The 25801-nt window shown below is 41.4% G+C and carries 20 protein-coding genes; 12 read left to right on the top strand and 8 right to left on the bottom strand.

Going from position 1 to position 25801, the window contains the following annotated elements; translation table 11 throughout:
- Positions 1-8: 8 nt before the first annotated feature.
- Positions 9-998, bottom strand: coding sequence for an NAD-dependent epimerase/dehydratase family protein (locus WG905_RS16485; protein ID WP_339592846.1), 990 nt, complete (start codon positions 996-998; stop codon positions 9-11).
- Positions 999-1071: 73 nt separating this feature from the next.
- Between WG905_RS16485 and WG905_RS16480 the strand changes: the two genes are divergently transcribed.
- The 4 genes from WG905_RS16480 to WG905_RS16465 all read left to right on the top strand — a co-directional run bounded on the left by WG905_RS16480 (position 1072) and on the right by WG905_RS16465 (position 6098).
- Positions 1072-2253 (top strand): formimidoylglutamase, encoded by a 1182-nt coding sequence (locus tag WG905_RS16480; RefSeq protein ID WP_339592845.1) that lies wholly within the window; start codon positions 1072-1074, stop codon positions 2251-2253.
- A gap of 102 nt (positions 2254-2355) precedes the next feature.
- On the top strand, positions 2356-3504 hold the full coding sequence (locus WG905_RS16475) for a redoxin domain-containing protein (protein WP_339592844.1): 1149 nt from the start codon (positions 2356-2358) through the stop codon (positions 3502-3504).
- Between the two features lie 332 nt (positions 3505-3836).
- On the top strand, positions 3837-5324 hold the full coding sequence (locus tag WG905_RS16470) for a M14 family zinc carboxypeptidase (RefSeq protein ID WP_339592843.1): 1488 nt from the start codon (positions 3837-3839) through the stop codon (positions 5322-5324).
- Between the two features lie 174 nt (positions 5325-5498).
- Positions 5499-6098 carry a 3-keto-disaccharide hydrolase gene (locus tag WG905_RS16465; protein ID WP_339592842.1) on the top strand — a complete coding sequence of 200 codons (600 nt, stop codon included), beginning with the start codon at positions 5499-5501 and terminating at the stop codon, positions 6096-6098.
- Between the two features lies 1 nt (position 6099).
- Here WG905_RS16465 and WG905_RS16460 read toward each other — a convergent pair whose 3' ends face one another.
- From WG905_RS16460 to purD, 5 genes are all read right to left on the bottom strand, one after another.
- Positions 6100-7833 carry a family 43 glycosylhydrolase gene (locus WG905_RS16460; protein WP_339592841.1) on the bottom strand — a complete coding sequence of 578 codons (1734 nt, stop codon included), beginning with the start codon at positions 7831-7833 and terminating at the stop codon, positions 6100-6102.
- A gap of 31 nt (positions 7834-7864) precedes the next feature.
- Complete coding sequence (locus WG905_RS16455) at positions 7865-10312, bottom strand: DUF5916 domain-containing protein (RefSeq protein WP_339592840.1); 2448 nt, start codon at positions 10310-10312, stop codon at positions 7865-7867.
- A 57-nt stretch (positions 10313-10369) separates the two neighbouring features.
- On the bottom strand, positions 10370-10825 hold the full coding sequence (locus tag WG905_RS16450; RefSeq protein WP_339592839.1) for an RES family NAD+ phosphorylase: 456 nt from the start codon (positions 10823-10825) through the stop codon (positions 10370-10372).
- The gene (locus WG905_RS16445; RefSeq protein WP_339592838.1) at positions 10822-11310 is read right to left on the bottom strand and encodes an Xre family toxin-antitoxin system antitoxin; all 489 of its coding nucleotides are present in this window, start codon (positions 11308-11310) and stop codon (positions 10822-10824) included. The genes WG905_RS16450 and WG905_RS16445 overlap by 4 nt, the downstream gene beginning before the upstream one ends.
- A 74-nt stretch (positions 11311-11384) precedes the next feature.
- Positions 11385-12656 (bottom strand): phosphoribosylamine--glycine ligase, encoded by a 1272-nt coding sequence (gene purD, locus WG905_RS16440; RefSeq protein WP_339592837.1) that lies wholly within the window; start codon positions 12654-12656, stop codon positions 11385-11387.
- Between the two features lie 154 nt (positions 12657-12810).
- Between purD and secA the strand changes: the two genes are divergently transcribed.
- From secA to WG905_RS16400, 8 genes are all read left to right on the top strand, one after another.
- Positions 12811-16119, top strand: a complete 3309-nt coding sequence (secA, locus tag WG905_RS16435) for a preprotein translocase subunit SecA (RefSeq protein WP_339592836.1) — start codon at positions 12811-12813, stop codon at positions 16117-16119.
- Between the two features lie 68 nt (positions 16120-16187).
- Positions 16188-16625 (top strand): SPOR domain-containing protein, encoded by a 438-nt coding sequence (locus WG905_RS16430; RefSeq protein ID WP_339592835.1) that lies wholly within the window; start codon positions 16188-16190, stop codon positions 16623-16625.
- Entirely contained in the window at positions 16618-17802 is a 1185-nt protein-coding gene (locus WG905_RS16425) for a M20 metallopeptidase family protein (RefSeq protein WP_339592834.1), read from the top strand. Before WG905_RS16430 ends, WG905_RS16425 begins: the two co-directional genes overlap by 8 nt.
- Positions 17803-17850: 48 nt before the next feature.
- Positions 17851-18786, top strand: coding sequence for a hypothetical protein (locus WG905_RS16420; RefSeq protein WP_339592833.1), 936 nt, complete (start codon positions 17851-17853; stop codon positions 18784-18786).
- Positions 18787-18879: 93 nt separating this feature from the next.
- On the top strand, positions 18880-19536 hold the full coding sequence (locus WG905_RS16415; RefSeq protein WP_339592832.1) for an SGNH/GDSL hydrolase family protein: 657 nt from the start codon (positions 18880-18882) through the stop codon (positions 19534-19536).
- Positions 19537-19552: 16 nt separating this feature from the next.
- Positions 19553-21505 (top strand): DNA primase, encoded by a 1953-nt coding sequence (gene dnaG / locus WG905_RS16410; protein WP_339592831.1) that lies wholly within the window; start codon positions 19553-19555, stop codon positions 21503-21505.
- Positions 21506-21868, top strand: a complete 363-nt coding sequence (locus tag WG905_RS16405) for a YraN family protein (RefSeq protein WP_339592830.1) — start codon at positions 21506-21508, stop codon at positions 21866-21868.
- Between the two features lie 37 nt (positions 21869-21905).
- A complete protein-coding gene (locus WG905_RS16400) occupies positions 21906-22928 on the top strand; it encodes a glutaminyl-peptide cyclotransferase (protein ID WP_339592829.1) in 1023 nt (340 codons plus the stop codon).
- A gap of 26 nt (positions 22929-22954) precedes the next feature.
- Here WG905_RS16400 and WG905_RS16395 read toward each other — a convergent pair whose 3' ends face one another.
- Both WG905_RS16395 and WG905_RS16390 read right to left on the bottom strand, forming a co-directional pair.
- Positions 22955-23479: a DUF4251 domain-containing protein gene (locus tag WG905_RS16395; RefSeq protein ID WP_339592828.1), complete on the bottom strand. Its 525-nt coding sequence runs from the start codon at positions 23477-23479 to the stop codon at positions 22955-22957.
- Between the two features lie 186 nt (positions 23480-23665).
- Positions 23666-25738, bottom strand: coding sequence for an insulinase family protein (locus tag WG905_RS16390; protein WP_339592827.1), 2073 nt, complete (start codon positions 25736-25738; stop codon positions 23666-23668).
- Between the last annotated feature and the right edge of the window lie 63 nt (positions 25739-25801).

Here is a 25801-nt window from a genome sequence, read left to right as displayed (position 1 = left end):
CTTTAATGTTAAACCTTTGTAGCAAGCGCAGCACAAACTTCGGCGATGCTTTCTGCCAGCGGTCTAAACTCCATTCCTATGGTTTTTTTAATTTTTTCGTTACTGTATAAACTCTTTGTCCAGCTGCTTCTTGCTGTTTCATTGGTTAAGCCAGAAGGCCTGCTGGTAAACAAGGAAGCTAGTTTTGCGGCCCGCCAGGCCATGCCCAACATAAAAGGTGTGGCCAGCCGCGAAGGGGCCTTTACCTTAAAGCCGGTTGCAATAGCGGTGAAGAAATCTTTGTATACATAATTTTCTGCTGAAACAATAAAGCGTTCCCCGCTTTCACCATTTTTGGGCTTGCCGCTGTAATTCATCAGTTTGATCATGGCTGCAGCTACATCCCGAACGTCCACAAAGCCGGTGATGCCTTCCGTGTAAAAGGAAAGTCCTTTTTTGACAAGCTCAAAGATAGCGCCGCTGCCTTCAAAGCCGGCATTTGCCCCAATAATGACCGATGGATTTACAATTACGGCTTCAAGGCCTTCCGCAATACCGCGCCAGACTTCCATTTCTCCTTCGTATTTTGAAATGGCATAGTTGTTCACCTTCGCATCATATTCCCAATAATCTTCTTCGGTGATTTGCATCCCCTTTTTTGCATGGCCCAGTGCAGCGACCGAGCTTACATGCAACAGTCGGATATGAAGATCCAGGCAAAGGTTAACCACATTACTGGTGCCTTCAATATTTACACGCAGCAGTTCGGCTTTATCTTTAGGATCGAAAGACACCAGGGCTGCGCAATGATACACCTGGGTAATACCTTCAAAGGCATCTTCAAGCGTCGCCATGTCATTAATATCAGCCAGCACCCATTTAATGAGCGTATTCCCCATTAATTGCTGTGGAATTACAGAAGTTTCACGTTTGAGCGCTACGACCTGATTTCCCTGCCGGGTGAGTTGATGGATTAGTTCAGCTCCCAGAAATCCAGTAGCGCCGGTAACCAATATCATTTTATTATTTTTAGGATGTTCATCAATGTATGGCCTCAAAAATAGATATTTGTGGTCATACATTACATTAATTATGTCCTTATCAGATTTTTTTTCTCCTGTCAACCTTGATACCTTAACACCAAAACAAGGCTTTTATAACAGTCAGCTAGGTTTAAAGGCTGCTTTTTATACTGAGGATTTTCCAGAACTTGTAGAAAACGCATATGATATAGCCATTTTCGGCGTACTTGATGATCGTGCGGCTGTCAATAATAATGGCTGTGCGTTAGGGCCTGATTACTTTAGAAGCCAGTTTTATGCCCTGCATGAAGGCGGGTTCAAAAGCAGGATCATCGACCTGGGGAACATTAAGGCAGGGGCCGCAATATCTGACACCTATGTTGCTGTAAAAATGGTAGTTGCAGACCTTATTAAATTAAATATTGTACCTGTAATTATTGGCGGCGGCCAGGACCTGACTTATGCGCAATATATGGCTTATGAGCAGTTGGAGCAAAAAGTGGATCTGGTGGTCGTGGATCATAAATTTGACCTTGATGAGGATGATCATGAAGGTATTGAAGCCCGCTCGGACACCTATCTTAATAAGATTTTTCTGCACCAGCCTAATTACCTGTTCAATTTCAGCAATATCGGTTACCAGACCTATTATGTAAACCAGGATAGTTTAAAAGTGATGGACAAACTCTATTTTGATGTGCACCGTCTGGGAGAGTTTGCAACAGATATTTCCTTAACAGAGCCCATCATAAGAAATGCCAACATGATCAGCTTTGATATTTCTGCCATCCGTTCGTCCGATGCAGCAGCAAATGCCAATGCAGGGCCAAATGGTTTTTACGGGGAACAAGCCTGCAGTATTGCCCGTTATGCAGGTATGAATGATAAATTATCGTCCATTGGCTTTTATGAATTTAATCCAGCCTTCGACCGCGGCGGTCAGACGGCGATGTTGCTGGCGCAAATGGTCTGGTATTTTATAGAAGGTTTTTATAACCGTAAAAGGGATTTTCCGCTGATACCTAAATCGCAGTACCTCACTTACCGGGCCAGCTTGAGTGAAGGAAACGGCGAGATTATTTTTGTGAAAAGCAAGAAATCTGACCGTTGGTGGATTCAGGTGCCTTACCCAAGTGGTATCTCAAAAAATGAACGTTTTCACCTGATCCCATGCAGGTACGAAGACTATAATACCGCTGTAAATGGAGAAATTCCGGACCTGTGGTGGCGTACCTACCAAAAATTACTGTAATATTATACAAGCTTTTAGAGACTAAGTCGTTAGTAAGTTTATATTTGTTATAATGGAAGCCAGCTGTTTTGTTCTGGTTTTGTCACCTCTGAAGAACAATTTATGAAAACACTTATTTTGTCCGCTGCCCTGATGTTGCCGTTGGCAGCTATGGCACAAGATGGATATACTTTGAAAGGAAAAATAGGGGCATTGAACGCCCCTGCTATCGCCTATTTACAATACAGATCTGGAAATGAGCGAATTATTGATTCTGCTGCTTTAAAGAATGGTGTGTTTGAATTTAAAGGTACGGTTACAGGTCCTACGGCTGCGCAATTGGTGTTGAAACATAGTAGTGTAGCGCCTGATCCTTCGAAAAGAATCCCTTTAGATGTGATTTCAATTTATTTGGAAAACAAGGTGATCACCCTTTCGGCGCCGGATTCAATTAAAAAAGCTGTCATTAAAGGTTCCACCTTAAATGATGACAATGCAGCCTGGAAAGCAATGCTTAAGCCTGTAAGTGATAAAATGGCAGCCTTAAATGCGGAGTATGCAAAGCAAAGTCCGGAGAAAAAACAAGACCCTGCATACAGAAAAACTTTGGAAGACCGGGCTGCGGCTATAGAAAAGGAAATGGAGCCGCTGAATAAGAAGTTTATTGATACCCATAGAGATTCTTATATCGGATTGGTGGCCTTTCGTAACAGTATCGGTTATGATATTGATGCTGCGGCGGCAGAACCCGTGTTTAACAAGTTCTCTGCAGCACTTAAAGCGACCCCGCTTGGTGTAAGCATCACTGATGCTATTAATGGTGCTAAAAAGACTGCCGTAGGTAGCATGGCCACAGATTTCACACAAAACGATGTTAATGGCAAGCCGGTAAAATTATCTGATTTTAAAGGTAAATATGTGTTGGTGGATTTTTGGGCATCCTGGTGCGGCCCTTGTCGCAGGGAAAACCCCAATGTGGTGGCCGCCTTCAACAAGTATAAAGATAAAAACTTCACCGTTTTGGGTGTGTCTTTAGACAAGCCAAATGGCAAGGAAGACTGGTTAAAGGCCATTGCAGCTGACGGTTTAAACTGGACGAATGTTTCTGATTTGAAATATTTTGATAATGAGGTGGCTGTATTATACGGGATTCAGTCTATTCCTTCCAATATTTTAGTTGACCCGAGTGGTAAGATTGTTGCTAAAAATATCAGAGAAGAGGGCTTGCAAAGTAAACTGGCAGAGTTGCTGGGTGCAGGCACAAATCAATAGGAAATTATTTAATGTTAAAGAGCCTGCATCATTCATCATGATCAGGCTCTTTTTAGTTAGAGACCTTTCTGTCAGCTTAGCGTTGATGTACAATTCACAAGGCGTTGGTAAGGCGTTGCCAGGGGGTTGGTAGGGCTAATTGCCCTATGTAGGCCCTAGCAATGCCCTGCCAACCCCCTCGTAACCCCCTATGTACATTTAATTGCCTGTTTCATGTCGTCCGGCTGTGGCTGCCTAAACTAGTAAAGTGTACCATGAATGGGACTTGATCATTATATACCCATATTTAACGAATCTTTTTTAATTTGCATTACATCTTAAATGCCTCAACTATGCTCAAATTTATACCTGTTCCCCTTATCGGCTTAGCTATTCTCTTGCTTGGTTTAATGAATCCAGTTGAAGTTTCGGAGCCTCATATTGAAACCACAACGATCTGGCAAAGTTATGAGCGGTATAAAGAGCCAGTTCTAAAAGACAGGCTTTTTAAACATGCAGATCTTCTTCCGCTGATTCAAAAACACGCCACTTCCAAAGCTTTTAAAACAGAAGTTCTGGGAACATCCGTTCAGGGAAGAAGTTTGAATTTATTAACCGCTGGACAAGGGAATACTAAGGTTTTTTTATGGTCACAAATGCATGGTGATGAATCAACAGCGACCATGGCCTTATTTGACATTTTCAACTTTCTATCCGCCACAGATGAAAACGACGAATTCAGGAAGTTTCTACTGGACAACCTGGAATTAAATTTCCTGCCGATGGTTAATCCGGATGGTGCGGAGGAATGGAAAAGAAGATCTGCCCTTGAAATTGACATCAACCGGGATGCCCGTTTATTAAACACCCCGGAGGGCAAGATTTTAATGGCTGCTGCTGATCGGATTAAACCTGCTTTTGGTTTCAATTTGCATGATCAAAGTACGCTTTACGCTGCAGGACCTACAAAAAATCAAGCGACCATTTCTTTTCTTGCACCTGCTTTTAATTATAAAAAGGATATGAATGAAGTAAGGGAGAAGGCGACGAAATTGATCGTGATGATGAACCGTACTTTACAAAAGTATGCTCCTGATAAGGTTGCCAAATATGATGACGCTTATGACCCGCGCTGTTTTGGTGATACCTTCCAGGGAAAAGGCATTTCTACGGTTCTTATTGAATCTGGCGGCTACCCCGGTGACCCCGAGAAGCAATACATCCGGAAACTGAATTTTTATGTAATCCTGAGTTCCCTGCATGCCATTGCCTCAAAATCTTTTGAAGGGGAAGATACCAGTGATTATGCGGCGATTCCTGAAAATGAGCGTGCTTTATATGACCTGATCGTCAGGAATGCAGCGGTTACAAAGGGCGGCTTTAAATTCAGGACTCATTTGGGGATTAACCGCTCGCAGGCGACTGACCCCGGCAAGCGGAGTATGAATTACCGTGGCATCATTCAGGAACTGGGCGATATGGACAGGAATTTTGGTTATGAAGAAGCTGATGCCGCAACGCTGACTTCATCTCCGGGAAAAATCAAATTGATGAAAGCTGCTGAATGGGAGAAACTATCGCTGACTGCCGAAACAGAACTTTTGAAACAAGGCTATTTGTTTGTTAAATTTTCTGACCGGAAATCACCGACAGGGCCCCTTAAAAACAGGTTGTTAAACCTGACTAACGGCTCCAGTCAAAGCAATCAGCCAATTGGCCTGGGCCAACCGGCTAATTTTATTTTGTCGGCCTCAGGAAAACCGGTTTATGCCGTTGTTAACGGTTTTCTAGTGGAGCTGAGCAAAAATATTGAAGCATTACCTAATGTATATGGTTATTAGTACGTTAACAGCGGCGATCCTTGTGCAGCCGAATAGGCCGCTGATAATGGAGCTGCGGGTTGATGGCCTTTAACTTGTAATGTCCGTGATTTGTTATACATTTATTAAAAATAAAGCTATAAACCATCATAACCTTATGATAGCTTCTTTAAAAACAAAAACAACTAAATAAATATGAAATATCTACTTTTAATTTGCAGCTTTTTAGCTGTCTCTACTGTTACGCTTGCTCAAAGCGCTAAGAAGATTTTTAATGGCAAAGATTTAACGGGCTGGACCATTCATGGTACCGAAAAATGGTATGTTGAAAATGGTGAACTGGTTTGCGAAAGTGGCCCCGATAAAGAATACGGCTACCTTACGACAGATAAGAAATACAAAAACTTCATTTATGATGTCGATTTTAAATTGGAGTCAAATGGAAACAGTGGTGTCTTCATTCGTTCCAATGTAGAAGGTACTAAAGTACAGGGCTGGCAGGTTGAAGTAGCACCTCCAAAGCTTCATACTGGCGGTATTTATGAATCCTATGGCAGAGGTTGGTTGATTAAACCGACAGCAGAGCTCGAAAAAGTGCTAAAGCCAACAGACTGGAATCACATGCGGATCCATGTAAAAGGTGATGTGGTAACTACCTATTTAAATGGAAAACAAATGGTGCATATAAAGGATGAAAAAATTGGAGCCGGAGAGGGGTCAATTGCGCTCCAGATCCACAGTGGGGGAGATATCAAGGTGAGATGGAAAAATATGCGTGTGAAGGAATTAAAATAAACTAAGGAACTTTCACAGCAGCCGTTCGTTGTGAAATACCATTTTCATTAAATGCCTCTACGGAGAAATAATAAGTCTGATCTATGGTCAGACTTTTTAATTCCAGTTCATTTTTACCATAAACCATCCAGGAACTATATAGTTTGTCGGGCGCAATACCCCAAAGTACATGATAGCCTTGTGCTCCGGCTTGTTGTTTCCAGGTGATCAAGGCGTCCCTGCGGTCTTTGTTTCGGTTTACCTTGACGCTGTTAACCCTTTTAGGTGCTTTTCCTGATCCGATGCCAAAAACCCGTAAACCTGAAATGGATAGGTTTGGGGTTGGCACGTGCATGTTTTTATAACGCACAAACCTGACCGTTTCAGGGTTTTTCAATTCTACATAATCATTCGGAACATCCTCCCGATTGTCAGACTTATCTACCAATGCCCGCCAGGATTCCCCATCGGTTGAGCCTTCTATTAAATATTGGTGGTAAAGACTATCAATCCTTCCGTAGAGGTTAGATTTGTAGTCGTTAAAGTTGACCTGAATTGCATAGACTTTACCTGGTTTTCCCAAGTCGATTTCAATCCATTGTTTGTCGTCATTACTTTCGGCCACCCAAAATGTTTTAACGGTTTCATCCGTGATGTTTTCGGGTTTAAAGTCTCCCTGGAAGGAAGATGCCTTTACGGGTTTTCGATAAGACAGGAGCATCCAGCCCCTGAATTCACCGGGTTTGTCTGGATCAGTAGGTGCATAGTGAGGGTAATCCCCAAATGAAGTATTGGAATACATCAGTCCATCTTTATCAAAGTAAGTGGGATACATGGCGATGCGTCTTTTCCAGCCTATATTGACGTTAACAGCCATAGAGCCAAAGTGCCAATAAGTATTGTTCGGGCCTTCCACAGTACTGCCATGCCCTGCACCGTTGATAAATCCACCGGGTTTATAAAAGACAGGATTGTTTGGTGCATATTTATAGGGGCCTAGCGGATGATCACTCGTATATACACCGTCTCCATAAACATCAAATTCTGTTCCGGGGGCTGCATACTGCAAATAATATTTATTGTTGTGTTTGGTGAGCCAGGGTCCTTCTATATAGCCCCGGAGTACAGTATCGGTATGGTTCTCTCCAAAACGTTCCCAACCATGTTTTTCACCGTCGAGATTAAATAATTCGTACGTTTTTTCAGACGGCCGGAAACGGAGGTCTTTGTTTAAAGTTTTTGCCCTTATGGGATAGGTGTTTGAAGAGCCCCAGAATACATAGGCCTTCCCGTCATCATCTATGAACAAGGCCGGATCCTGAAGGTCATTTATAATGCCCGGAACAGCCTTCCAGTCGCCCTTTTTAGGGTTATCGGTATAAAGGATACTCATGGAGCCTGATGGGTCCCCTGCCATATACAAAACAGAGTCTTTGTAATTGTGCGCCGCGGGGGCATTGGAGCCTTGAAAATACCACTTCTCGGGCTTGATAAATGTCCAGTTAAGTAAATCTGTGGAATGCCAGTAACCCATAGACCGCGTCACGAACATATAGTATTCATCTTTAAACTTAACTACTGCCGGATCAGCTCCCGACCGGTAGGAGATATCTTTATGGGCATCATAAATCATATACGTGTAATCGATATTCAGCGGATTACAATAGGTATTCATCATCCTGTCCTGTGCCAGGAGGGCGGGGACATGCCATGCCGTAAGCAGCGAAAACGCCAGCAGTTTAATGAGGTGTTTCATCGGCGTTTGTCTTTAATAGTTGATGACGCTATTAGTTAATGATTTTATTCTTTTTCTTTCTGATATCAAGATAATCAATATAATACAACATTTTAATAGAAAGGCTATTATTTTGTGGGCCCGAGAGGATGTTGTTTAAATTTGTCCTGTAACCTTTTGTGTAATAATCCATGCTGCTTTCTGAGATATCTTTATACGTGACGCTAAGTTCACTTCCCGGTGCAAATTGCCAGGTATAAATCAAGTCGATATTAAATACGTTGTAATTTTTGTCTGCTCCTTCAAGTGCAGGCCCTTGATGATCTTTTAACATACCGGTTGATGTTAGGTCATAAAAAGCCGAATTCCGTCTGTCAGACCAGTAATGCCTTGCTCGTAAATTTATTCCCATTCGATTGGTAAAGCTGTATTTGGCATCAAAAGAGTTTTCAACGGTATTCCTGTCATATTTAGAAAATATGGATTGAGTTTCATGAGCGCCAACCCAGTTAACGAGGTTATAGCTAGGCTCATAGTATAAATCCAAACCGAATCCCAGCTTGTCATTGAGCCGCAGGTTCTGGAAAAAATAGAAGTTATAAATTTTTCCGTCTTTAAGCTCTTGTTTGGTCATGCCGATATTACCGCCGAAGTTATAGGCTTTAGCTCTGTTGGGGTTAACAAATAACCTGATTCCGTAAGTTTCCGGAGATTTGTACAAATCTCCGTTTCTTGACTCGTAAAAGTCGTTGCCTTCCGCTCTCCAGTTTAAAATTAACTCGGCCGACCAGAGGTTTTTGAATTGTATATAGGGCCCCATTTCAACATATACATTCTGGTAGGCTGCGGGTTTAAACCGCCTCGAGTAATTAACGTAGACGAACGACTGGAAGGTATTATAGAATTTGCCTGGTTTATAGATGTTGTAGTGCAGAATTCCAGTCTGGTCAAAGAAATTATTGTTAGTGAAAAAGCCCATATCTGATGGGTCAAAAACTTGGTCGGCAAGTTTCTGCTCATAGCTCCAGGTAAAATTGCCACTTTGCTTCCCTGTTTCAGCTTCATAAAAATAACCTTTCTGATTTCCCTGCGTCCCATTGCTGGTGAGGTAACTCATTTTGCCCGCGCCGTTGATATAGAATTTGTTCTTTTTGTCATTTAAGTTAAACAGAAAGGCCGTTACATTGGCATCATCACTGGATCCCTGTCTTAAAACATTGGTGTTGATGATACTTACTGAGCTGTTGTTTTTTAAGCTTTGATCTAAAACAAAAATATTATAATTGGTGAGCGGCTGACTTTCGATTTCCCTTCTGTTGCCTTGTGCATCTTCGACTTCAGCGAACATTTTATTGGTAAGGGCGTTAAAAATGCCTATTCCCAGCCCTTTTGCCGTTCGGCCCGAGATTTTTGTGGCATTCAACACTTTGCTTTCCTGCGGGTCTTTTACAATGGTTTCACCCGTTTGAAGCTGCGCGGAGACATCTTTAAAATAGGAGGGTGAAGCGCCAATTCTCCTGGAGTAAAACAAATCGCCCTTATTAAATAATTCCGTTCCTTCGGTGAAAAAGGACCTGTTTTCATTGAATTTGACCTCAAAAGGGGTGAGGTTTAAGATGCGGTTATCCGATTGCACCTGTCCGAAATCAGGGATCAGGGTCATGTCTAAAGTAAAGCTATTATTGATGCCGTATTTAACATCCATGCCCCCGCTAAAGGAAGAGGTGAAATCTTTTATCCCGGCAACGGTGCTCGGATAATGGTTAACATAAGAGGAAATATAAGGTGAAAAAGATAGACGCAGGGGTGCTTTGATTTTTTCCAGTCCTTCCCAGGTGCCTTCCTGATTCATTAAGCCACTAACTTTTGGGTCAACAAAATTCCAGAAGGTCTGGGAATTTTCCATAGCCCTTTTTCGCAGCATATTAAGTCCCCAGGTTTGGACGTCTTTACTGGAAAAACGCAAGGCAGAATAGGGGATTTTCATTTCCAAAGTCCATCCTTTTTCATCGATCTTTACTTCGCTATCCCAAACTGCATTCCAGTTGGGATCTTCATTTCCAGTTTGTGAATACTTGGCGTCAAATTGAGTTCCCGATGCAGTTACAAAAAAACCATTCCCATTGATGCGGTCCAGAAACGTATCGAAGAAAATACCGAAGTAATCTGAGTTTCCAATCTGGTCCCTGGTCATTAGTTCTTGTGCGATGCTATCGGGATTGGCGTACATGCGGGCAGAAACATAAACGGCTATATCATCATACAATAACTTCACTTCCGTACGCCTGTCTGCTGTCTCCATTTTCCCAGGAGTTGGGTTGTTTTCAATGAAACCTGTAGCAATGGGTGCATTTATCCACTCTGGATCGTCTAATAAACCATCAATTTTTGGATTTGTACCCGTGCGTTTGGCAGGCATTTTCTTTCGAATGGGAGTGTTTTGTCCGACGGAAGAAGAGTAGCAAAACAGAAGTAATATACTCAGGTAAAGAAATCTCATGAAGGCGTTTCTGAGTATGACTTGATTTGCCCGTATATGTTTCAGGAATTGGGAAATTTATTTGATCAGCCTGTTGTCGAAGGTAAAAGGTTGGATCATGTCGATGACAATTCCGTCTGCCTCAGGATGTAAGGGGTTGATCAGTACATTCTTTGCTAGTGGATCAATAACGCTTGGCACAAATAACAAGAGGGAGCTTAATCCTGCGAGCCATGCATTGCCTATTCTTTTAAGGATGATTGGTCCTGGATATTTATCCCAGTTTTCCGGCAATTGTGCAATCTCTATCTCTTCGCTGCTGCTTCGATCAGGAACAACCATTGACGTGATCATGAGGTCATGATGAATATCACTTGCCTGCATATATACGAGTTTCTCCAGAATTGCAGTTGATGAATTTACAGAGGCATAGACTATAGGGACATGATCATGCCATCTTGCGGAAGATATTACACCACCTTTACCAGAGAGGTCGTTTGCGTACTTTTCTCTTGCAATACGGTATAAAATCATGAATAAAAACCATGTTCAATTTGAGAGAGCAGGTCATCTACCAATCTAATGCCTTCACTGGTGTCTAGCAATTCCAGGGGGGGGGTATCGCCTAGCGCAAGATTAGGCCGCATCAGCCATTGATCTAAGGTATGGCCATCGCCAAAAATATCCAGGCCCCTAACATAGACCCGGGTAAATTCATACAAAAAATTAGACTGCTCTACCGATAAAAGATCATCATTTTGGTAACGGTTAAGTTGCCTGATGCTAATGTGGATAATCTGACAAAGTTGTGCCCTGGTAACGCTGGTTTTTTGTAATAGATTTTCTACCGCCACTTTTGGAATACCATCACGAATCCAATCTATGGCGAATAAATAATAGTCATAGCGTTGATGGCCTGACCAGGATTTCTCTGGCAATAGAAATTTGAATATCATTTCAGCATTGGATTCGCCAAAATCGAAATCTTCTATATCCAGCTTTTTAATATCCTTAATCATGACATTGTCTTATGTCTACTAATTTATGGACAAATGTCCGGATTATCAAATTTCTTTTAATTTTCCACTGGTGCTTACATTAAATCGAATCCGATATCTTCCCGGAAATATTTACCGTCAAAATAAATTCTTGCTGCATCTGCTGTTGCGGATTGCAAAGCCTCGAATTGCGTGTCTTGTAAACTTGTGATCGCTACCACACGGCCGCCGTTTGATTTAACAACACCGCCATCTGCTATGGTGCCTGCATGGAAAGCCATGGACTGACGTAAATTATCTAAACCGGTGATGGTTCTTCCTTTCTCGTATTCGCCAGGATAACCACCAGCAACAATCATTACGGTAGCTGCATTCTTAGGGCTGATCTTTATAGTGACTTCATTTAGTCTTTTTTGTGCAGTGGCCAGAAACAGTTCTACTAAATCATTTTCAATTCTTGGAACAACACTTTCCGTTTCAGGATCACCCATGCGGCAGTTGTATTCAATTAGATAGGGCTTTTCATTTACTTTAATTAAGCCAAAGAAAATAAAGCCTGTATAATCGATATTATCTTTCTTCAAACCATTGATGGTCGGAATAATGATATCTTGCTCCACTTCTTTCATAAAAGCTTCACTGGCAAAGGGTACCGGAGAAACGGAGCCCATACCGCCTGTATTTAAACCGGTGTCCGCCTGGCCGATGCGTTTATAGTCTTTTGCTTCAGGTAAAATTACATAGTGATCTCCATCGGTCAATACAAATACCGAAAGTTCTATGCCAGTTAAAAACTCTTCAACCACTACCGTTGTACCTGCAGCGCCGAATTTACCACTCAGCATTAATTTAAGTTCTTCTTGGGCTTCAGCCGTGTTATCAAGGATTAATACCCCTTTTCCTGCAGCCAGGCCATCTGCTTTAAGCACGATTGGCGTTTGGTGGTTCTGAAGATAGGTAAGTCCTTCTTCCAGGGTTTCAGTCGTGAACGATCTTGATCCTGCCGTAGGGATTCCATGGCGGGCCATAAACTGTTTTGAAAAATCCTTACTGCCTTCTAAGATAGCACCTTCTTTTTTCGGTCCTATTACAGGAATCGCTGCAAGACTTTCATCTTTCAGAAAGAAATCATGAATACCATTTACCAAAGGTTCTTCGGGTCCTACAACCACAAGCCCGATGTTTTCTTTAAGCGCAACAGCTTTCACCGCTTCGAAATTATTGGGATCCAGATTGATGTTTTTGCCATAAGCAGCTGTACCACCATTTCCGGGTGCAATAAATAGTTTTCCGCATTGAGTTGATTGGCTCAACTTCCAGGCAAAAGCACTTTCTCTTCCGCCAGAACCTAATAATAAGATATTCATTGCGCAAAGATAAAATAAAACGCCAGTGACGAAGCAATGTACAGGATATTTTGTAATTTTAGCGCCCAACAACTGCCAATGTGGCTTATTCTTTCCACTGGCGTAATTGTTGTAATTTCATGATTTTAAAATATTTAAAGACAAGTATAAAGAGATGTTAGGATTTTTAACCAAGGTATTTGGCAGCAAATCAGAGAGAGATATTAAAGTACTTCAGCCTATCGTAATCAAAATAAATGAGGAATACGCTAAGCTATCTGCTTTATCAAACGATGAGCTTCGACATAAAACAGTATATTTCAAAGATGTAATCGCTAAAGCTTTAGCGGACATTGACGGTAGAATTGGCGGACTAAAAACTGATGCGGAAAGTCAGGAGCTTTCATTAACTGAAAAAACGGCCATCTATGATCAGATTGATGCGTTAATCAAGGATCGTGATAAAGAACTTGAAGTTGCCCTGACCGATATATTGCCACAAGCTTTTGCGGTGGTGAAAGAAACCTCCAGGCGTTTTTCTGAAAATGAGTTCCTGGAAGTAACTGCTACAGATTTTGACCGTGATTATGCCGCACGAAAGAAAAACGTCGAAATTATCGGCGATAAGGCAGTATGGGCTAACCATTGGGAAGCTGCAGGTACTGATGTGAAGTGGAACATGGTGCATTACGATGTACAGTTAATTGGTGGTGTGGTATTGCATAACGGTAAAATTGCCGAGATGGCCACTGGTGAGGGTAAAACTTTGGTGAGTACATTGCCTGCCTACCTCAATGCCCTAGCTGGTCAAGGTGTTCACATCGTTACGGTGAACGATTACCTTGCTCGTCGTGACTCTGAATGGAATGGTCCTTTGTTTGAATTCCATGGCCTGGCTGTCGATTGTATTGACAAACATGAGCCCAATTCTCCTCAACGCAAAAAAGCTTATCTGGCTGATATCACATACGGTACTAATAATGAATTTGGTTTTGACTACCTGCGTGACAATATGACGCAGGCGCCAGATCAACTGGTTCAGCGTAAATTGCATTTCGCTATGGTGGATGAGGTCGATTCAGTATTAATTGATGATGCCCGTACGCCATTGATTATTTCTGGCCCTGTTCCTTTTGGTGACCAGCATGAGTTCCATGAGCTGAAGCCTAGAATTGAGCGATTGGTTAATGCGCAGAAAGAATATGTAACCAGAGCTTTAAATGAAGCTAAAAAGTTAATAAATGATGGTAAGGGTGGAACTGAAGAAGGTGAGGGTGGCCTTGCTTTATTAAGGGCTCATCGTGGTTTGCCAAAAAATAAAGCGCTGATTAAGTTTTTGAGTGAGGGAAGTAATAAGCAGACCTTGTTGAAAACTGAAAACCATTACATGGCAGATCAGAGTAAAAATATGCCAAAAGTTGATTCTGAATTGTTTTTTCACATTGATGAAAAACACAACCAGGTTGAATTGACTGAAAAAGGTATTGAACTGATTACCGTTTCTGGGGAAGATACCAGTTTCTTCGTTTTGCCTGATGTAGGTACAGAAATAGCAGAAATTGAGAAATCTTCTTTAAGCAGCGAAGATAAAATTGCCAGGAAAGATGAGCTGATGCGTGATTATTCCATCAAAGCAGAGCGTATCCACTCGGTAAATCAGTTATTGAAAGCCTATACTTTATTTGAAAATGATGTTGAATATATCATTGACGAGGGTAAAATTAAAATCGTTGATGAGCAGACAGGCCGTATCATGGATGGCCGCCGTTATTCAGATGGTTTACACCAGGCTATTGAAGCTAAAGAAAATGTAAAAGTTGAAGATGCTTCCCAAACTTATGCTACGGTAACATTGCAAAACTATTTCAGGATGTACCATAAGCTTTGTGGTATGACGGGTACTGCAACTACTGAAGCTGGTGAGTTTTGGTCGATCTATAAATTGGATGTTGTTGAAATTCCAACTAACCGTGTAATTTCAAGAACTGATCACCAAGATTATGTATACCGCACCATCCGGGAAAAATACAATGCTGTTGCTGAAGAGATCGTGAAGTTAACTGAAGCTGGCCGTCCTGTGCTGGTTGGTACTACTTCTGTAGAGATTTCTGAATTGCTAAGCCGTATGCTGAAGCTTCGTGGTATTAAACACAATGTGTTGAACGCGAAGATGCACCAGAGGGAAGCTGATATTGTTGCTGAAGCCGGTCAGGCTGGTCAGGTGACCATTGCTACCAATATGGCTGGTCGTGGTACGGATATTAAATTAGGTGCTGGTGTGAAGGAATCTGGTGGTTTAGCCATCGTGGGTACCGAAAGACATGAGTCACGTCGTGTTGACAGACAGTTACGTGGTCGTGCCGGTCGTCAGGGTGATCCGGGTTCATCTCAGTTCTTTGTCTCATTGGAGGATAACCTGATGCGTTTATTCGGATCGGAGCGTATTTCCAACATCATGGTGAAAATGGGAATTGAGGAAGGTGAAGTGATTCAGCATTCCATGATTACCAAGTCTATTGAGCGTGCACAGAAAAAAGTGGAAGAGAATAACTTCGGTATTCGTAAGCGTTTGCTGGAGTATGATGATGTGATGAACTCTCAGCGTTCTGTGATTTATTCCAAACGGAAAAATGCTTTGTTTGGCGAGCGTTTGGATGTGGACATGAACAATATGGTTTTTGATGTAGCTGAAGATATCGTTACTGAATTTAAAGAAACTGCTAATTACGAAGGCTTTAAGCTGGAAGTCATTAAAAACTTCTCTTTAGATACTTCTATCTCTCCAGAGGAATTCAGTTCTAGAAACATTCCTACACTAACGGAGAAATTGTTTGGTGAAGCTGAAGTATTCTATGCTAGAAAAGGTGAGGCCATCATTAACCAGGCGATGCCAGTATTACACCAGGTATTTGAGGAGCGTGGTTCACACATCGAACAAATTGTTATACCATTCACTGACGGTATGCGGAGCATACAGGTTCCTGTAGGACTAAAACTTGCCATTGAAAATAACGGACGTGAAGTAACTAAGTCATTTGAGAAAACAATTGTTTTAGGATTAATTGATGAGTCCTGGAAAGAGCATTTGCGTGAAATGGATGAGTTGAAACAATCTGTTCAGAATGCAGTTTATGAGCAGAAAGATCCATTGGTTATCTATAAAATGGAAGCTTTTAACTTGTTTAAAAACATGTTGAATGCCGTAAACAAGGAAGTAGTGAGCTTCTTGTATAAAGGTGGAATCCCAATACACCAGGAAGCTGAAGATTTGAAAGCTGCAGAGGAGCCTAAAGCTCCAGCGGCAAAATTACAGATGTCTAAACCAGAATTTCAACATGCGGGAGAAGCGCCACTAATGATGGAAGATACGCGTGAGCAGGTTCCTCAGCAACCAATTCGCAAGGAACCAACTGTTGGTAGAAATGAACCTTGCCCTTGTGGTAGTGGGAAAAAATATAAGAACTGCCATGGTGCAGGATTGTAATTTGTAATAGACGTTGAGAATGCCGAGTTTTGTTGAAAAATTCGGCATTCTCTTTTTAAGCCCTTTTCATGAAGATCATAATTGCTTGTATAATATGCTTTTTTTGTATCCCTGCCTTTGCTCAGGACAGGGGTGAAGTGACCATCGTCAAAGATCCTTTGATTGATAGTTTAATTCAAAAGCGACTGGAGCTAAATAAAAAGGTGATTTCACCGACCATCAAACGTAACGGGCCTATTGTTGCCCAGGTAGGCTATCGCGTGCAGGTCTTTTATGGATCTAACAGGAAAGAAACTTTCCAGGAACAAGGCAGGTTTAAAGCCCTTTATCCTAAATTGAATACTTACATTACTTATAAAGAGCCAAATTACTATTTAAGGGTGGGCGATTTCAGAACACGTCTGGAAGCTCAGCGGCTGATGAATGAGTTACGGCCTTTATTCCCTACCCTTTTTATTTTTAGAGAAAAGATTAACGCACCCATTTTAGAAGAAACCAATGATTAAAGATCAGATTCAGGAACAAGCAGCACATATTTTTGAACAGGTAGTATCCGCTCGTCAGCACCTTCACGCAAACCCCGAGCTTTCTTTTAAGGAATTTGAGACATCTAAGTTTATACAGGAAAAGTTAAACGCCTGGGGAATCCCTTATACCATTATGGCTGATACAGGTGTTGTTGGTCTTATCAAAGGTGATTTACCATCGGACAAGGTGATTGCCTTGCGCGCCGACATGGACGCCCTGCCGATACAGGAGGCGAATGATAAACCTTATGCATCTAAAAATAACGGGGTGATGCATGCTTGTGGTCATGATGTGCACAGTTCTTCTTTATTAGGAACTGCCTTTATCCTTTCGAAACTTAAAGATCAGTTTGCCGGGACCATTAAGTTAATTTTTCAACCAGGGGAAGAGATCTTGCCTGGTGGTGCAAGTATCATGATCAAGGAAGGGGTTCTTGAAAACCCTCAGCCTCACCATATTGTTGGGCAGCATGTGATGCCATTGATAGACGCAGGTAAGGTGGGCTTTAGATCAGGTATATATATGGCCTCAGCGGATGAATTGTACGTTACGGTGCATGGTAAAGGCGGACATGGTGCCCAGCCTCATCAAAATATTGACCCGGTATTAATTGCCTCTCATATCATCATTGCTTTACAGCAAATTGTAAGCAGATATGCAGATCCACGTTTGCCTTCAGTTTTATCATTCGGAAAGGTTACCGCTGATGGTGCAACCAATATCATCCCGAATGAAGTTAAATTGGAAGGTACTTTCAGGACACTGAATGAAGAATGGCGCCAGGAAGCAAAGCTACGTATGAAAAAGATGGCTGAAGGCATTGCTGAAAGCATGGGTGGTAGTTGTGACTTTAACATCATGCATGGTTACCCTTATTTAATCAATGAACCTGTTTTAACGGCCAATGCACGTGCTTTTGCTGAAGATTACTTAGGCAAAGACAATGTGGTAGACCTTGATATCTGGATGGCAGCTGAAGATTTTGCTTATTATAGTCAGCTAACTGATGCTTGTTTTTACAGGCTGGGAACAGGTAATGCAGCCAAAGGGACAAGGTACTCTGTTCATACCCCTAATTTTGATGTTGATGAAGATGCACTTAAAATCTCGACCGGTTTAATGGCTTATATCGCCTTGAAACAGTTAGGTAATTAATGATTGCGCCTGATCGCTTTATCTTCTAAAAAACAATAATATATTTTGATGAAACAAGTTATTTGCTGCGCCTTCTTTTTTGCCTTTGTTTTTCAAAGTATTGCTCAGGAGATTCCTCGTTTTAATCCTGATACGATTAAAACAATTACACTGGACTCCACGGTAAACATTACCGCAAAAAGATTGAGTGTGGAAACTTTTATAGATGCCATCTTAACCGATACCAGTTTTTATGAAGCTTTTCGAAACATGAAGAAGTATGGTTTTTTTGCAGAGAACCGCATTTATACATACGACAAGAAAAACAAAGTCAATGGCAGCATTTACCGTAAAATAAAACACAACAGCAAAGCGCCAAAAATGGAATACCTGGTGAAACAGGATGATGGCAGGATTTATAAAAAGAACGGTAAATTCCAGCTGTATACCGTGGAGATGTTTGATTACATTTTTATGAATGCTTATAAATCTGAATTTTCGGATGCTTCATTTGCCAGCAATCCTGCTGGTGGCACCTCTAATGCCAGTTATAAAGACAAGTTGAAAACCTTGATTTTCTCTCCAGGAAGACCGGTGAAGGGTTTGCCTTTTATCGGAAAAAAGACTGAGATATTTTCAGCTAACATGCGTCAATATTACGATTACAGCTTCTTTAGTGCCACTTATCTTGATTCTATTCCGGTTTACCGGTTCAAAGTTACCGTAAAGCCGGATTTGAGCAACTGGACAAAAGATGGCCTGATGATTAAAGAACTGACCACTATTTTTGATAAGCGAAATTTTGAAATTCTGGGGCGCTTTGTCGACATGAAATACAGTAATCTGCTGTTTAATTTCGATGTACGCATGAATATAGAAATGAGTTATTTCGGTGAAGTGAAGTTGCCGTCTAAGATTTCATACCAGGGCGACTGGAACGTCCCGATGAAAAAGGCAGAGCGTGCGAGTGTGCTGATTTTGCATGAGGATTATAATTTAAATTAAGTTTTATATTTGTTTAACTTTATTTTATGAAGCGCAGTTAACTGTCGCCTTCAAACCGTTGTTCTGTCAACCATTTTAAAACCAAATATCTATATGAAACCTTATCTTAAATTAGCTTCTGCATTTTTACTTGTTTTATTATTTAGCGCTATGGCGCCGAAACCTAAAAAAATTATATTCTTTGGCGATTCTATTACCCAGCAGGGTGTTAAAACAGGCGGTTATGTTAACTTGATTAACAAAAGTCTTGACCCTTCTAAATATGAAGTTATTGGAGCAGGAATTGGTGGCAATAAAGTTTATGATTTGTATTTACGCCTTGAGAATGATGTGCTAAATAAAAAGCCTGACCTGGTTGTCATTTATATTGGGGTTAACGATGTCTGGCACAAACAGTCATCAAGAACTGGAACTGATCAAAATAAATTTGTTCAATTCTACCAGGCGCTGATCAATAAAATCACCGCAAATGGTGCAAAAGTAATTTTGTGTACACCAGCTGTTATTGGTGAAAAGAAAAACGGCGCCAATGAAATGGATGCTGAACTAGACAAATATGCTGACGAAATCCGTAAATTAGCGGCCGTCAACAAGCTACCTTTAGTTGATTTGAGGAGTTTATTTACTGCCTATGGCGCAGCAAACAATACTACCGATTCTGAAAAAAACGTTTTAACTTATGACGGCGTTCATTTGAATGATAAGGGCAACAAATTTGTAGCCGATCATTTGCTGCGCTTAGTCAAATAAATACTAAAATAAAAAAATGATTAACCACGACACCATTAACAAAATCATGGATACTGCCCGCATTGAGGAGGTGGTAGGTGATTTTGTGGCTTTAAAAAAACGTGGTACCAGTTTAATCGGAAATTGCCCCTTTCATAATGAAAAGACCCCATCTTTCCATGTTTCCGTAACGAAGGGCATTTACAAGTGCTTTGGCTGTGGTAAAGGTGGTGATGCGGTCCATTTTGTGATGGACCATGAGAAGTATTCCTATCCTGAGGCTTTAAAGTTCCTGGCGAATAAGTACAACATCGAGGTTGAGGAAACTGTTCAAAGCAACCAACAGATCGAGGCTCAGAATGCCCGCGAATCTTTATACATCGTTTCGCAGTACGCATCCGCTTTTTTTGCTAATGAACTCTGGACAGGAGCAGACGGCAGGGCGATCGGGTTAAGCTATTTTAAAGAGCGCGGCTTTAGAGAGGATATTCTGCGAAAGTTTGAGCTTGGTTATTCCCCTGATGTCTGGGATGCGATGACCCTGAAAGCTGTAAGCAGCGGATACAAGGAAGAACACCTGGAGAAAGCAGGCCTGTCTATCAGAAATGATAAAGGAAAGCTGTATGACCGTTTCCGGGGCAGGGTGATGTTCCCTATACATAACTTTACGGGCCGGGTCATCGGGTTTGGCGGCCGTACTTTAAAGACAGATAAAAACGTCCCTAAGTACGTTAACTCTCCTGAAAGTGACATCTACCATAAATCCAATGTGCTCTACGGGCTATTCCATGCCAAGAAAGCCATCAGGGAAACTGACAATTGTTACCTTGTTGAAGGCTATGCCGATGTGCTTTCTGTTCACCAGGCAGGGGTAGAAAATGTGGTCGCATCTTCAGGTACCTCCTTAACGGTGGAACAAATCAGGCTGATTGGCCGCTTCACCGAAAATGTAACAATTCTTTATGATGGTGATGCTGCCGGGATAAAAGCCTCCCTGCGTGGATTGGATATGATCCTGGAAGAAGGCCTGAATGTGAAGGTGGTTAATTTTCCAGATAGCCATGACCCTGATTCTTACATGCACAAAGTTGGTGCTGGTGCTTTTAAAACTTACATTGAAAACAACCGTAAGGATTTTATTTTATATAAGGCTACAACCTTATTAAAAGAGGCTGGCAAAGACCCTATCAAAAGAGCAGGAATTATCCGTGATATTGTCGAAAGTATTGCTAAGATTCCCGACAGCATTAAAGCTTCTATATTCATCAAGGAATGCAGTCACCTGTTAGAGGTGGAGGAGCGCATCCTGGTATCTGAACTTAACAAAATCCGGGTAGCGAAGTTTAAGAAATCGGCGCCACCTCCCGCTTCCTCTTCTTATGGACAGCAGCAGGATGGGCCTCCAGATAATCTTTTTGATGATAATGCCGTTCCCGGGGAAGATATTGGCCGTACCGCGGTTACCGATGAATTGCAGGAACAGGAAATCATCCGGCTGCTGTTGACTTATGGACATGAACTGGTGAACTGGGATAGCATCGATAACATGTATATCGGTTCATTCATCATGCAGAATTTAGCAGATGTTACTTTTAACGACGGTATCTGTGAAAAAATCATCGAAATATATAAGCAGGACATCGAAAGTGGCCTTTTACCAACTGCCAGTCAGTTTATAAAGAACCAGGACCGGCAGATTGCAGATCTTGCTATTACACTTTCCACCTCACCCTATTCCCTGAGTGAAAACTGGTATAACAAACACCAGATTTACGTTCGGGACGAAACGATTAATCTAAAATCAACAATATTAGGGGGGATTTTCCATCTTAAAAAAAGGAAAGTCGACCGTATTTTGTTAAACTTGCTTAATGAGATCAAAGAGGAAAGCGATGCTGTAAACCAGGAAATCTTGATGCAGCGTTATTCCTTTGTGAAAAATGTGGAAAAGGAAATCTCCAGGTTTCTGGGCTCTGTAGTGATTAAATAAATGGCGGCGCATAATGAGTTAGGGCGCCATGGGGAACAGGTAGCGAGGCTTTACCTGGAAGAGAAAGGATACCGCATCCTGAATCAAAACTGGGTTTATGGAAGGGCAGAGATCGATCTCATTGCTTTTCATGAGGAAAAGCTTATTTTTCTGGAAGTAAAAACAAGGAGCTCTGTGGAGTTCGGCGCACCAGAAGACTTTGTGAACTGGAAGAAGGAGCGGCAACTGGAATTTGCTTCACTGGAATATATTGAAAGGTGCAATCACCAGGGAGAAATTCGTTTTGACGTGATTGCTATCGTATTTGAGAATAGAAAACATTATAAAATTAATCATATTGAAGATGCATTTTGGCCAGGCTAGTAATCAGAAGAAATTTATAACTATTTGTGCGTTCGTTATGCTATTTGGCATTACCTTAACTTTATCCTGTAAAGAAGAAGAAAACGCCGCCTATGTGGGGTTCAAATTTCCTGAACAAGGCGAGATGGTGAAAATCGGTGATGATGTTAAAATTGAGCTGGATGTACCCACCGCTGTACAAGTAAGTTCTGCCACTTACCTGGTTGACGGGAAAGTTGTGGGGACAAAAAATGACATGACTCCATTTACACTAAAAACAGGGGATCTGTCATTAGGATACAGGTTGATTTCTGCTGTTGTGGATGACGGAAATAAAAAAGATACCATCACTGTAAACATCGAGCTCAAATCGAACGTTGTGCCCCCCGTAGATGGCTATAAGGTGATTAACGTATATCCGCATGATACTACTTCTTATACCCAGGGCCTGGAATACCATGATGGAAAGTTCCTGGAGAGTACAGGCGAATATGGGTCTTCCACTTTAAGGTGGGTTGATCTGGCGAGCGGTAAAGCACTCCTGAAAATAGACCTTGATAAGAAGTATTTCGCTGAAGGGGTCTCAATGATCGGGGATAAAGTAGTGCTGTTGACCTGGAAAGAAAACTCAGGTTTAATTTACAATCCCAAAACTTTTGAACAAACTGGAAGCTTCCCTTATCAAAACAGTCGTGAAGGTTGGGGTTTAACCTTTGATGGTAAACAGTTAATCAAATCCGATGGTACCAACAGGATATGGTTCCTCAATAAAGATACCTACAAAGAAGAAAAGTTTATAGAGGTCTATGATGACCAGGGGCAGGTGAGTCAATTGAATGAACTGGAATTCGTAAATGGTAAAATCTATGCCAATATTTACCAAACAGATAATCTTGCGATTATAGACCCCGAAAGCGGCGTCGTAGAGCGTTACGTTGATCTATCTGATATCTTGCCTGCAAAAGACAGACATTCCAATACGGACGTGCTAAATGGCATCGCCTGGGATGCAGAAGGTAAAAGGCTTTTTGTGACGGGCAAAAGATTTGATAAATTATTTGAAATATCAATAGTTCCCTAACAAATTGTTCCAAACGCTAGAATTCTTTATTTCTTTTTGTTTTCTGCAAGGAAACCATTAAAAGATATCGGCTGCCTGCTGTTATTCATCACATTAAGGGTAGCATAACCGTTTTTTGATACATATAGGGTAAGCTTTTGACTGTCCTTAACATCCTTTGGAACGATCACTATATTCCAGCCTCCCTTTTTCCGTTTGGTTTTAACATATTTAAAATCCTTGGATTTAAATTTTGTGCCTGCGTCGTTAGGATCCATGGATGGAGAAAAAGACCGTCCATAATAAGGCAAATAAGCCACCACACTATCTTTCTTTACAACCAGGTCATACTGTGAGCCGGTGAGGTTAATAGCGCCCGCTCCATTCGGACTGTTCAGCTTGTACAATACGGCTGATACTTCCTGGCTGGATAATGGTAATGCCGTAGTGGCTACAAATCTGAAATCCTGGTCTTCTATTATTTTCTTTGTTGTTGCCTCATTGGTTTGCGCAAATGCTGGAACGGAAACCACCAATAATAAAGCTATCAGGTAGTTGATTAAGTTTTTCATCGGTATATAATTTTTTTAATGGTGATGAAGCTATCATAAGCTTATGATGCTTTCATCTTATCATTCATAAAGTTATATATAGACAAATAGCAACGCTAAAGGTTTAAAAATTAACGACATAAAAAAACGGCAGTCTCATCAACTGCCGTTTAAATGGTTCCAACAATAATGTAATCCCGCAATAGCTTAAATAAAATCAGCAGGCTTAATTCCGGTGTTAACTTTGATGTCTTTTACATTAATCACAAAATCCTGATTACCCGCAGGAGTTTGAATAGACTGGTTAATTTTGTAAGGCAATAAAACATTGCCCACTTTGCGGTAATCACTGTATTCTGTTATTTGGGTGATGTCAGTTCCATTGCTCTTTATAGATTTCTCTTCCTTCAGCAAATAGCCTGTTTTTACATCATAGTACTCAATTACTTTTTTCCCCGCAGGTGGGCTAACATGTACAATATAAGCATCAGCCTGTCCTATTTTTGTAGTTCCTGCTACTTCAAGTTTGTTTCCGTTATAATACAATTGATCGAACAGGCCTTTTTTAGCTTTTTTCTGAGCCAGTTCTTCCCCGGTTATTTCTTTTTTCTGTCCCATCTGGCTTTGAAAGCCGCTGTTGCCATTAAATACCTCTTTCATCACGGTGGTTCCATTCATGGAAATTTCACTGCTTTCCAAATTAGGAAACAAGAGTTTCATGGTCGCTGTAAGCTTTTGTCCCTGGATTTCAAAGTCTGCCGTTTGAATGATAGAAGTGATTTTCTTCAATTCAGCTTCACCCCCAATGGCAGTCAGGTAACCTGAAATAATTTCAGCTGCCGACTTCTTCACCGCAATGACATTTGTAGTTGCAGTAACCGGTTTGGCATAGGTATCAAAAGTTTTAACCGTTAAACCCGATTTTTTTAAAGCCGGTAAAAATACTTCTTGCTTGCCAACGATCACAATACGCGTATCAGCGTAATTAAAGTATTTTTTGCTGACACGTAAGATATCATCTGCCGTTACAGCGTTGATCTTCTGAAGGTAAGTCCGGTAAAAATCTTTAGGCAGGCCGTTGATTAAAATACTGCTTGCAAAAGAAGCAATGCGGGCGGGGTTTTCAAGACCTAAAGCAAATGTACCATTATAAAGATTTTTGGTGTTCTGCAGCTCTTCGTTAGTCACTTTTTGCGTACGCATGTAATTAATCTCTTTCAAAATCTCCACAACAGCACTATCTACTTTTTCATTCCTCACGGCTGCATTGGCGGTAAACCTGTTTTGAAAACGGCCGGCACCAATGGAAGAATAAGCCCCATAAGTAAAGCCATGTTTTTCACGCAGGTTTTTAAATAACTTCGAATCAGCACCTCCACCAAGTAGCTCATTAGCCAATAACACCGCATGATAATCCGGATGGCTGATGGGTAAAGTAACCAAATTGGTCACGGTAATTTCTGATTGAACGGCCGAAGGCACATCAATGACATCAATTTCCGTTTGAGCAGGATTATTTACTTTCGCAAGCGCAGGAAGGGTCAAGGTCGTTCCTTTCCAGTCGCCCAAGGCCTTTAAAGCCAGTTCATGTGCTTTTTCAGGTTTAATATCCCCCACAAAAGTAAGGTAGCCCCTTGAAGGCGTCACATATTTCTTGTAAGCTGTTTTTACATCAGCTAAAGTAAGCGCGTTAATGCTCTGTTCCGTTGAAAATTCCCCGCTCGGGTGATTTGTGCCATAAGTTAAGGCACTCACCACCCTACCCGATATCGCCTTGGCGCTACGTTCACTAGATTTTAATCCGGTAATGGATTGGGATTTTAATTTTTCAAATGATGCTTGCGGGAAGGAAGGGTTGCGAAGTGCATCTGCCATGAGCAGGAAAGCATTATCAAAATAACGGGTTAAAGCAGAAGCACTGCCACCGCCAGCGTAAACACTTACATTAGCCCCTAGCTGATCAACAGCTTCATCGAATTGTATTTTTGTTTTAGTTGTGGTGCCCTCGTTTAACATACCGCCCATGATATCGATCACACCAGCCTTTGACCCTTCTGTAATAGGACCGGCATCAATGTTGAATGTGGCGCTTACTTTTGGTAATTTATGGTTTTCGACCACCAGGACTGTAATACCATTAGGTAATTTATAAATAACCGGGTCTGCGATGGTTATAACAGGTGCCGGTCCTGGAACTGGTCTTTTGCTTCTGTCTAGTTTCTGTGCGATTGCAGATTGTACAAACAGGACACTTATGACAAATATGAATATCTTTTTCATATATATAGTTTGATTTTTAATGGCGTTGAAACGATCACCTTATGATGGTTTCATCAGCGCTGA

Origin of the sequence: Pedobacter immunditicola (genome assembly GCF_037482985.1) — a bacterium.
Lineage (GTDB): Bacteria > Bacteroidota > Bacteroidia > Sphingobacteriales > Sphingobacteriaceae > Pedobacter > Pedobacter immunditicola.
This window is presented reverse-complemented; position numbering and strand designations above follow the sequence as displayed.

Bases quoted from the DNA above. Each gene is read 5' to 3' on its own strand.
- WG905_RS16485 (WP_339592846.1), bottom strand. From the start codon at position 998: ATGATATTGGTTACCGGCGCTACTGGATTTCTGGGAGCTGAACTAATC.
- WG905_RS16480 (WP_339592845.1), top strand. From the start codon at position 1,072: ATGTCCTTATCAGATTTTTTTTCTCCTGTCAACCTTGATACCTTAACA.
- WG905_RS16475 (WP_339592844.1), top strand. From the start codon at position 2,356: ATGAAAACACTTATTTTGTCCGCTGCCCTGATGTTGCCGTTGGCAGCT.
- WG905_RS16470 (WP_339592843.1), top strand. From the start codon at position 3,837: ATGCTCAAATTTATACCTGTTCCCCTTATCGGCTTAGCTATTCTCTTG.
- WG905_RS16465 (WP_339592842.1), top strand. From the start codon at position 5,499: ATGAAATATCTACTTTTAATTTGCAGCTTTTTAGCTGTCTCTACTGTT.
- WG905_RS16460 (WP_339592841.1), bottom strand. From the start codon at position 7,833: ATGAAACACCTCATTAAACTGCTGGCGTTTTCGCTGCTTACGGCATGG.
- WG905_RS16455 (WP_339592840.1), bottom strand. From the start codon at position 10,312: ATGAGATTTCTTTACCTGAGTATATTACTTCTGTTTTGCTACTCTTCT.
- WG905_RS16450 (WP_339592839.1), bottom strand. From the start codon at position 10,825: ATGATTTTATACCGTATTGCAAGAGAAAAGTACGCAAACGACCTCTCT.
- WG905_RS16445 (WP_339592838.1), bottom strand. From the start codon at position 11,310: ATGATTAAGGATATTAAAAAGCTGGATATAGAAGATTTCGATTTTGGC.
- purD (WP_339592837.1), bottom strand. From the start codon at position 12,656: ATGAATATCTTATTATTAGGTTCTGGCGGAAGAGAAAGTGCTTTTGCC.
- secA (WP_339592836.1), top strand. From the start codon at position 12,811: ATGTTAGGATTTTTAACCAAGGTATTTGGCAGCAAATCAGAGAGAGAT.
- WG905_RS16430 (WP_339592835.1), top strand. From the start codon at position 16,188: ATGAAGATCATAATTGCTTGTATAATATGCTTTTTTTGTATCCCTGCC.
- WG905_RS16425 (WP_339592834.1), top strand. From the start codon at position 16,618: ATGATTAAAGATCAGATTCAGGAACAAGCAGCACATATTTTTGAACAG.
- WG905_RS16420 (WP_339592833.1), top strand. From the start codon at position 17,851: ATGAAACAAGTTATTTGCTGCGCCTTCTTTTTTGCCTTTGTTTTTCAA.
- WG905_RS16415 (WP_339592832.1), top strand. From the start codon at position 18,880: ATGAAACCTTATCTTAAATTAGCTTCTGCATTTTTACTTGTTTTATTA.
- dnaG (WP_339592831.1), top strand. From the start codon at position 19,553: ATGATTAACCACGACACCATTAACAAAATCATGGATACTGCCCGCATT.
- WG905_RS16405 (WP_339592830.1), top strand. From the start codon at position 21,506: ATGGCGGCGCATAATGAGTTAGGGCGCCATGGGGAACAGGTAGCGAGG.
- WG905_RS16400 (WP_339592829.1), top strand. From the start codon at position 21,906: ATGCTATTTGGCATTACCTTAACTTTATCCTGTAAAGAAGAAGAAAAC.
- WG905_RS16395 (WP_339592828.1), bottom strand. From the start codon at position 23,479: ATGAAAAACTTAATCAACTACCTGATAGCTTTATTATTGGTGGTTTCC.
- WG905_RS16390 (WP_339592827.1), bottom strand. From the start codon at position 25,738: ATGAAAAAGATATTCATATTTGTCATAAGTGTCCTGTTTGTACAATCT.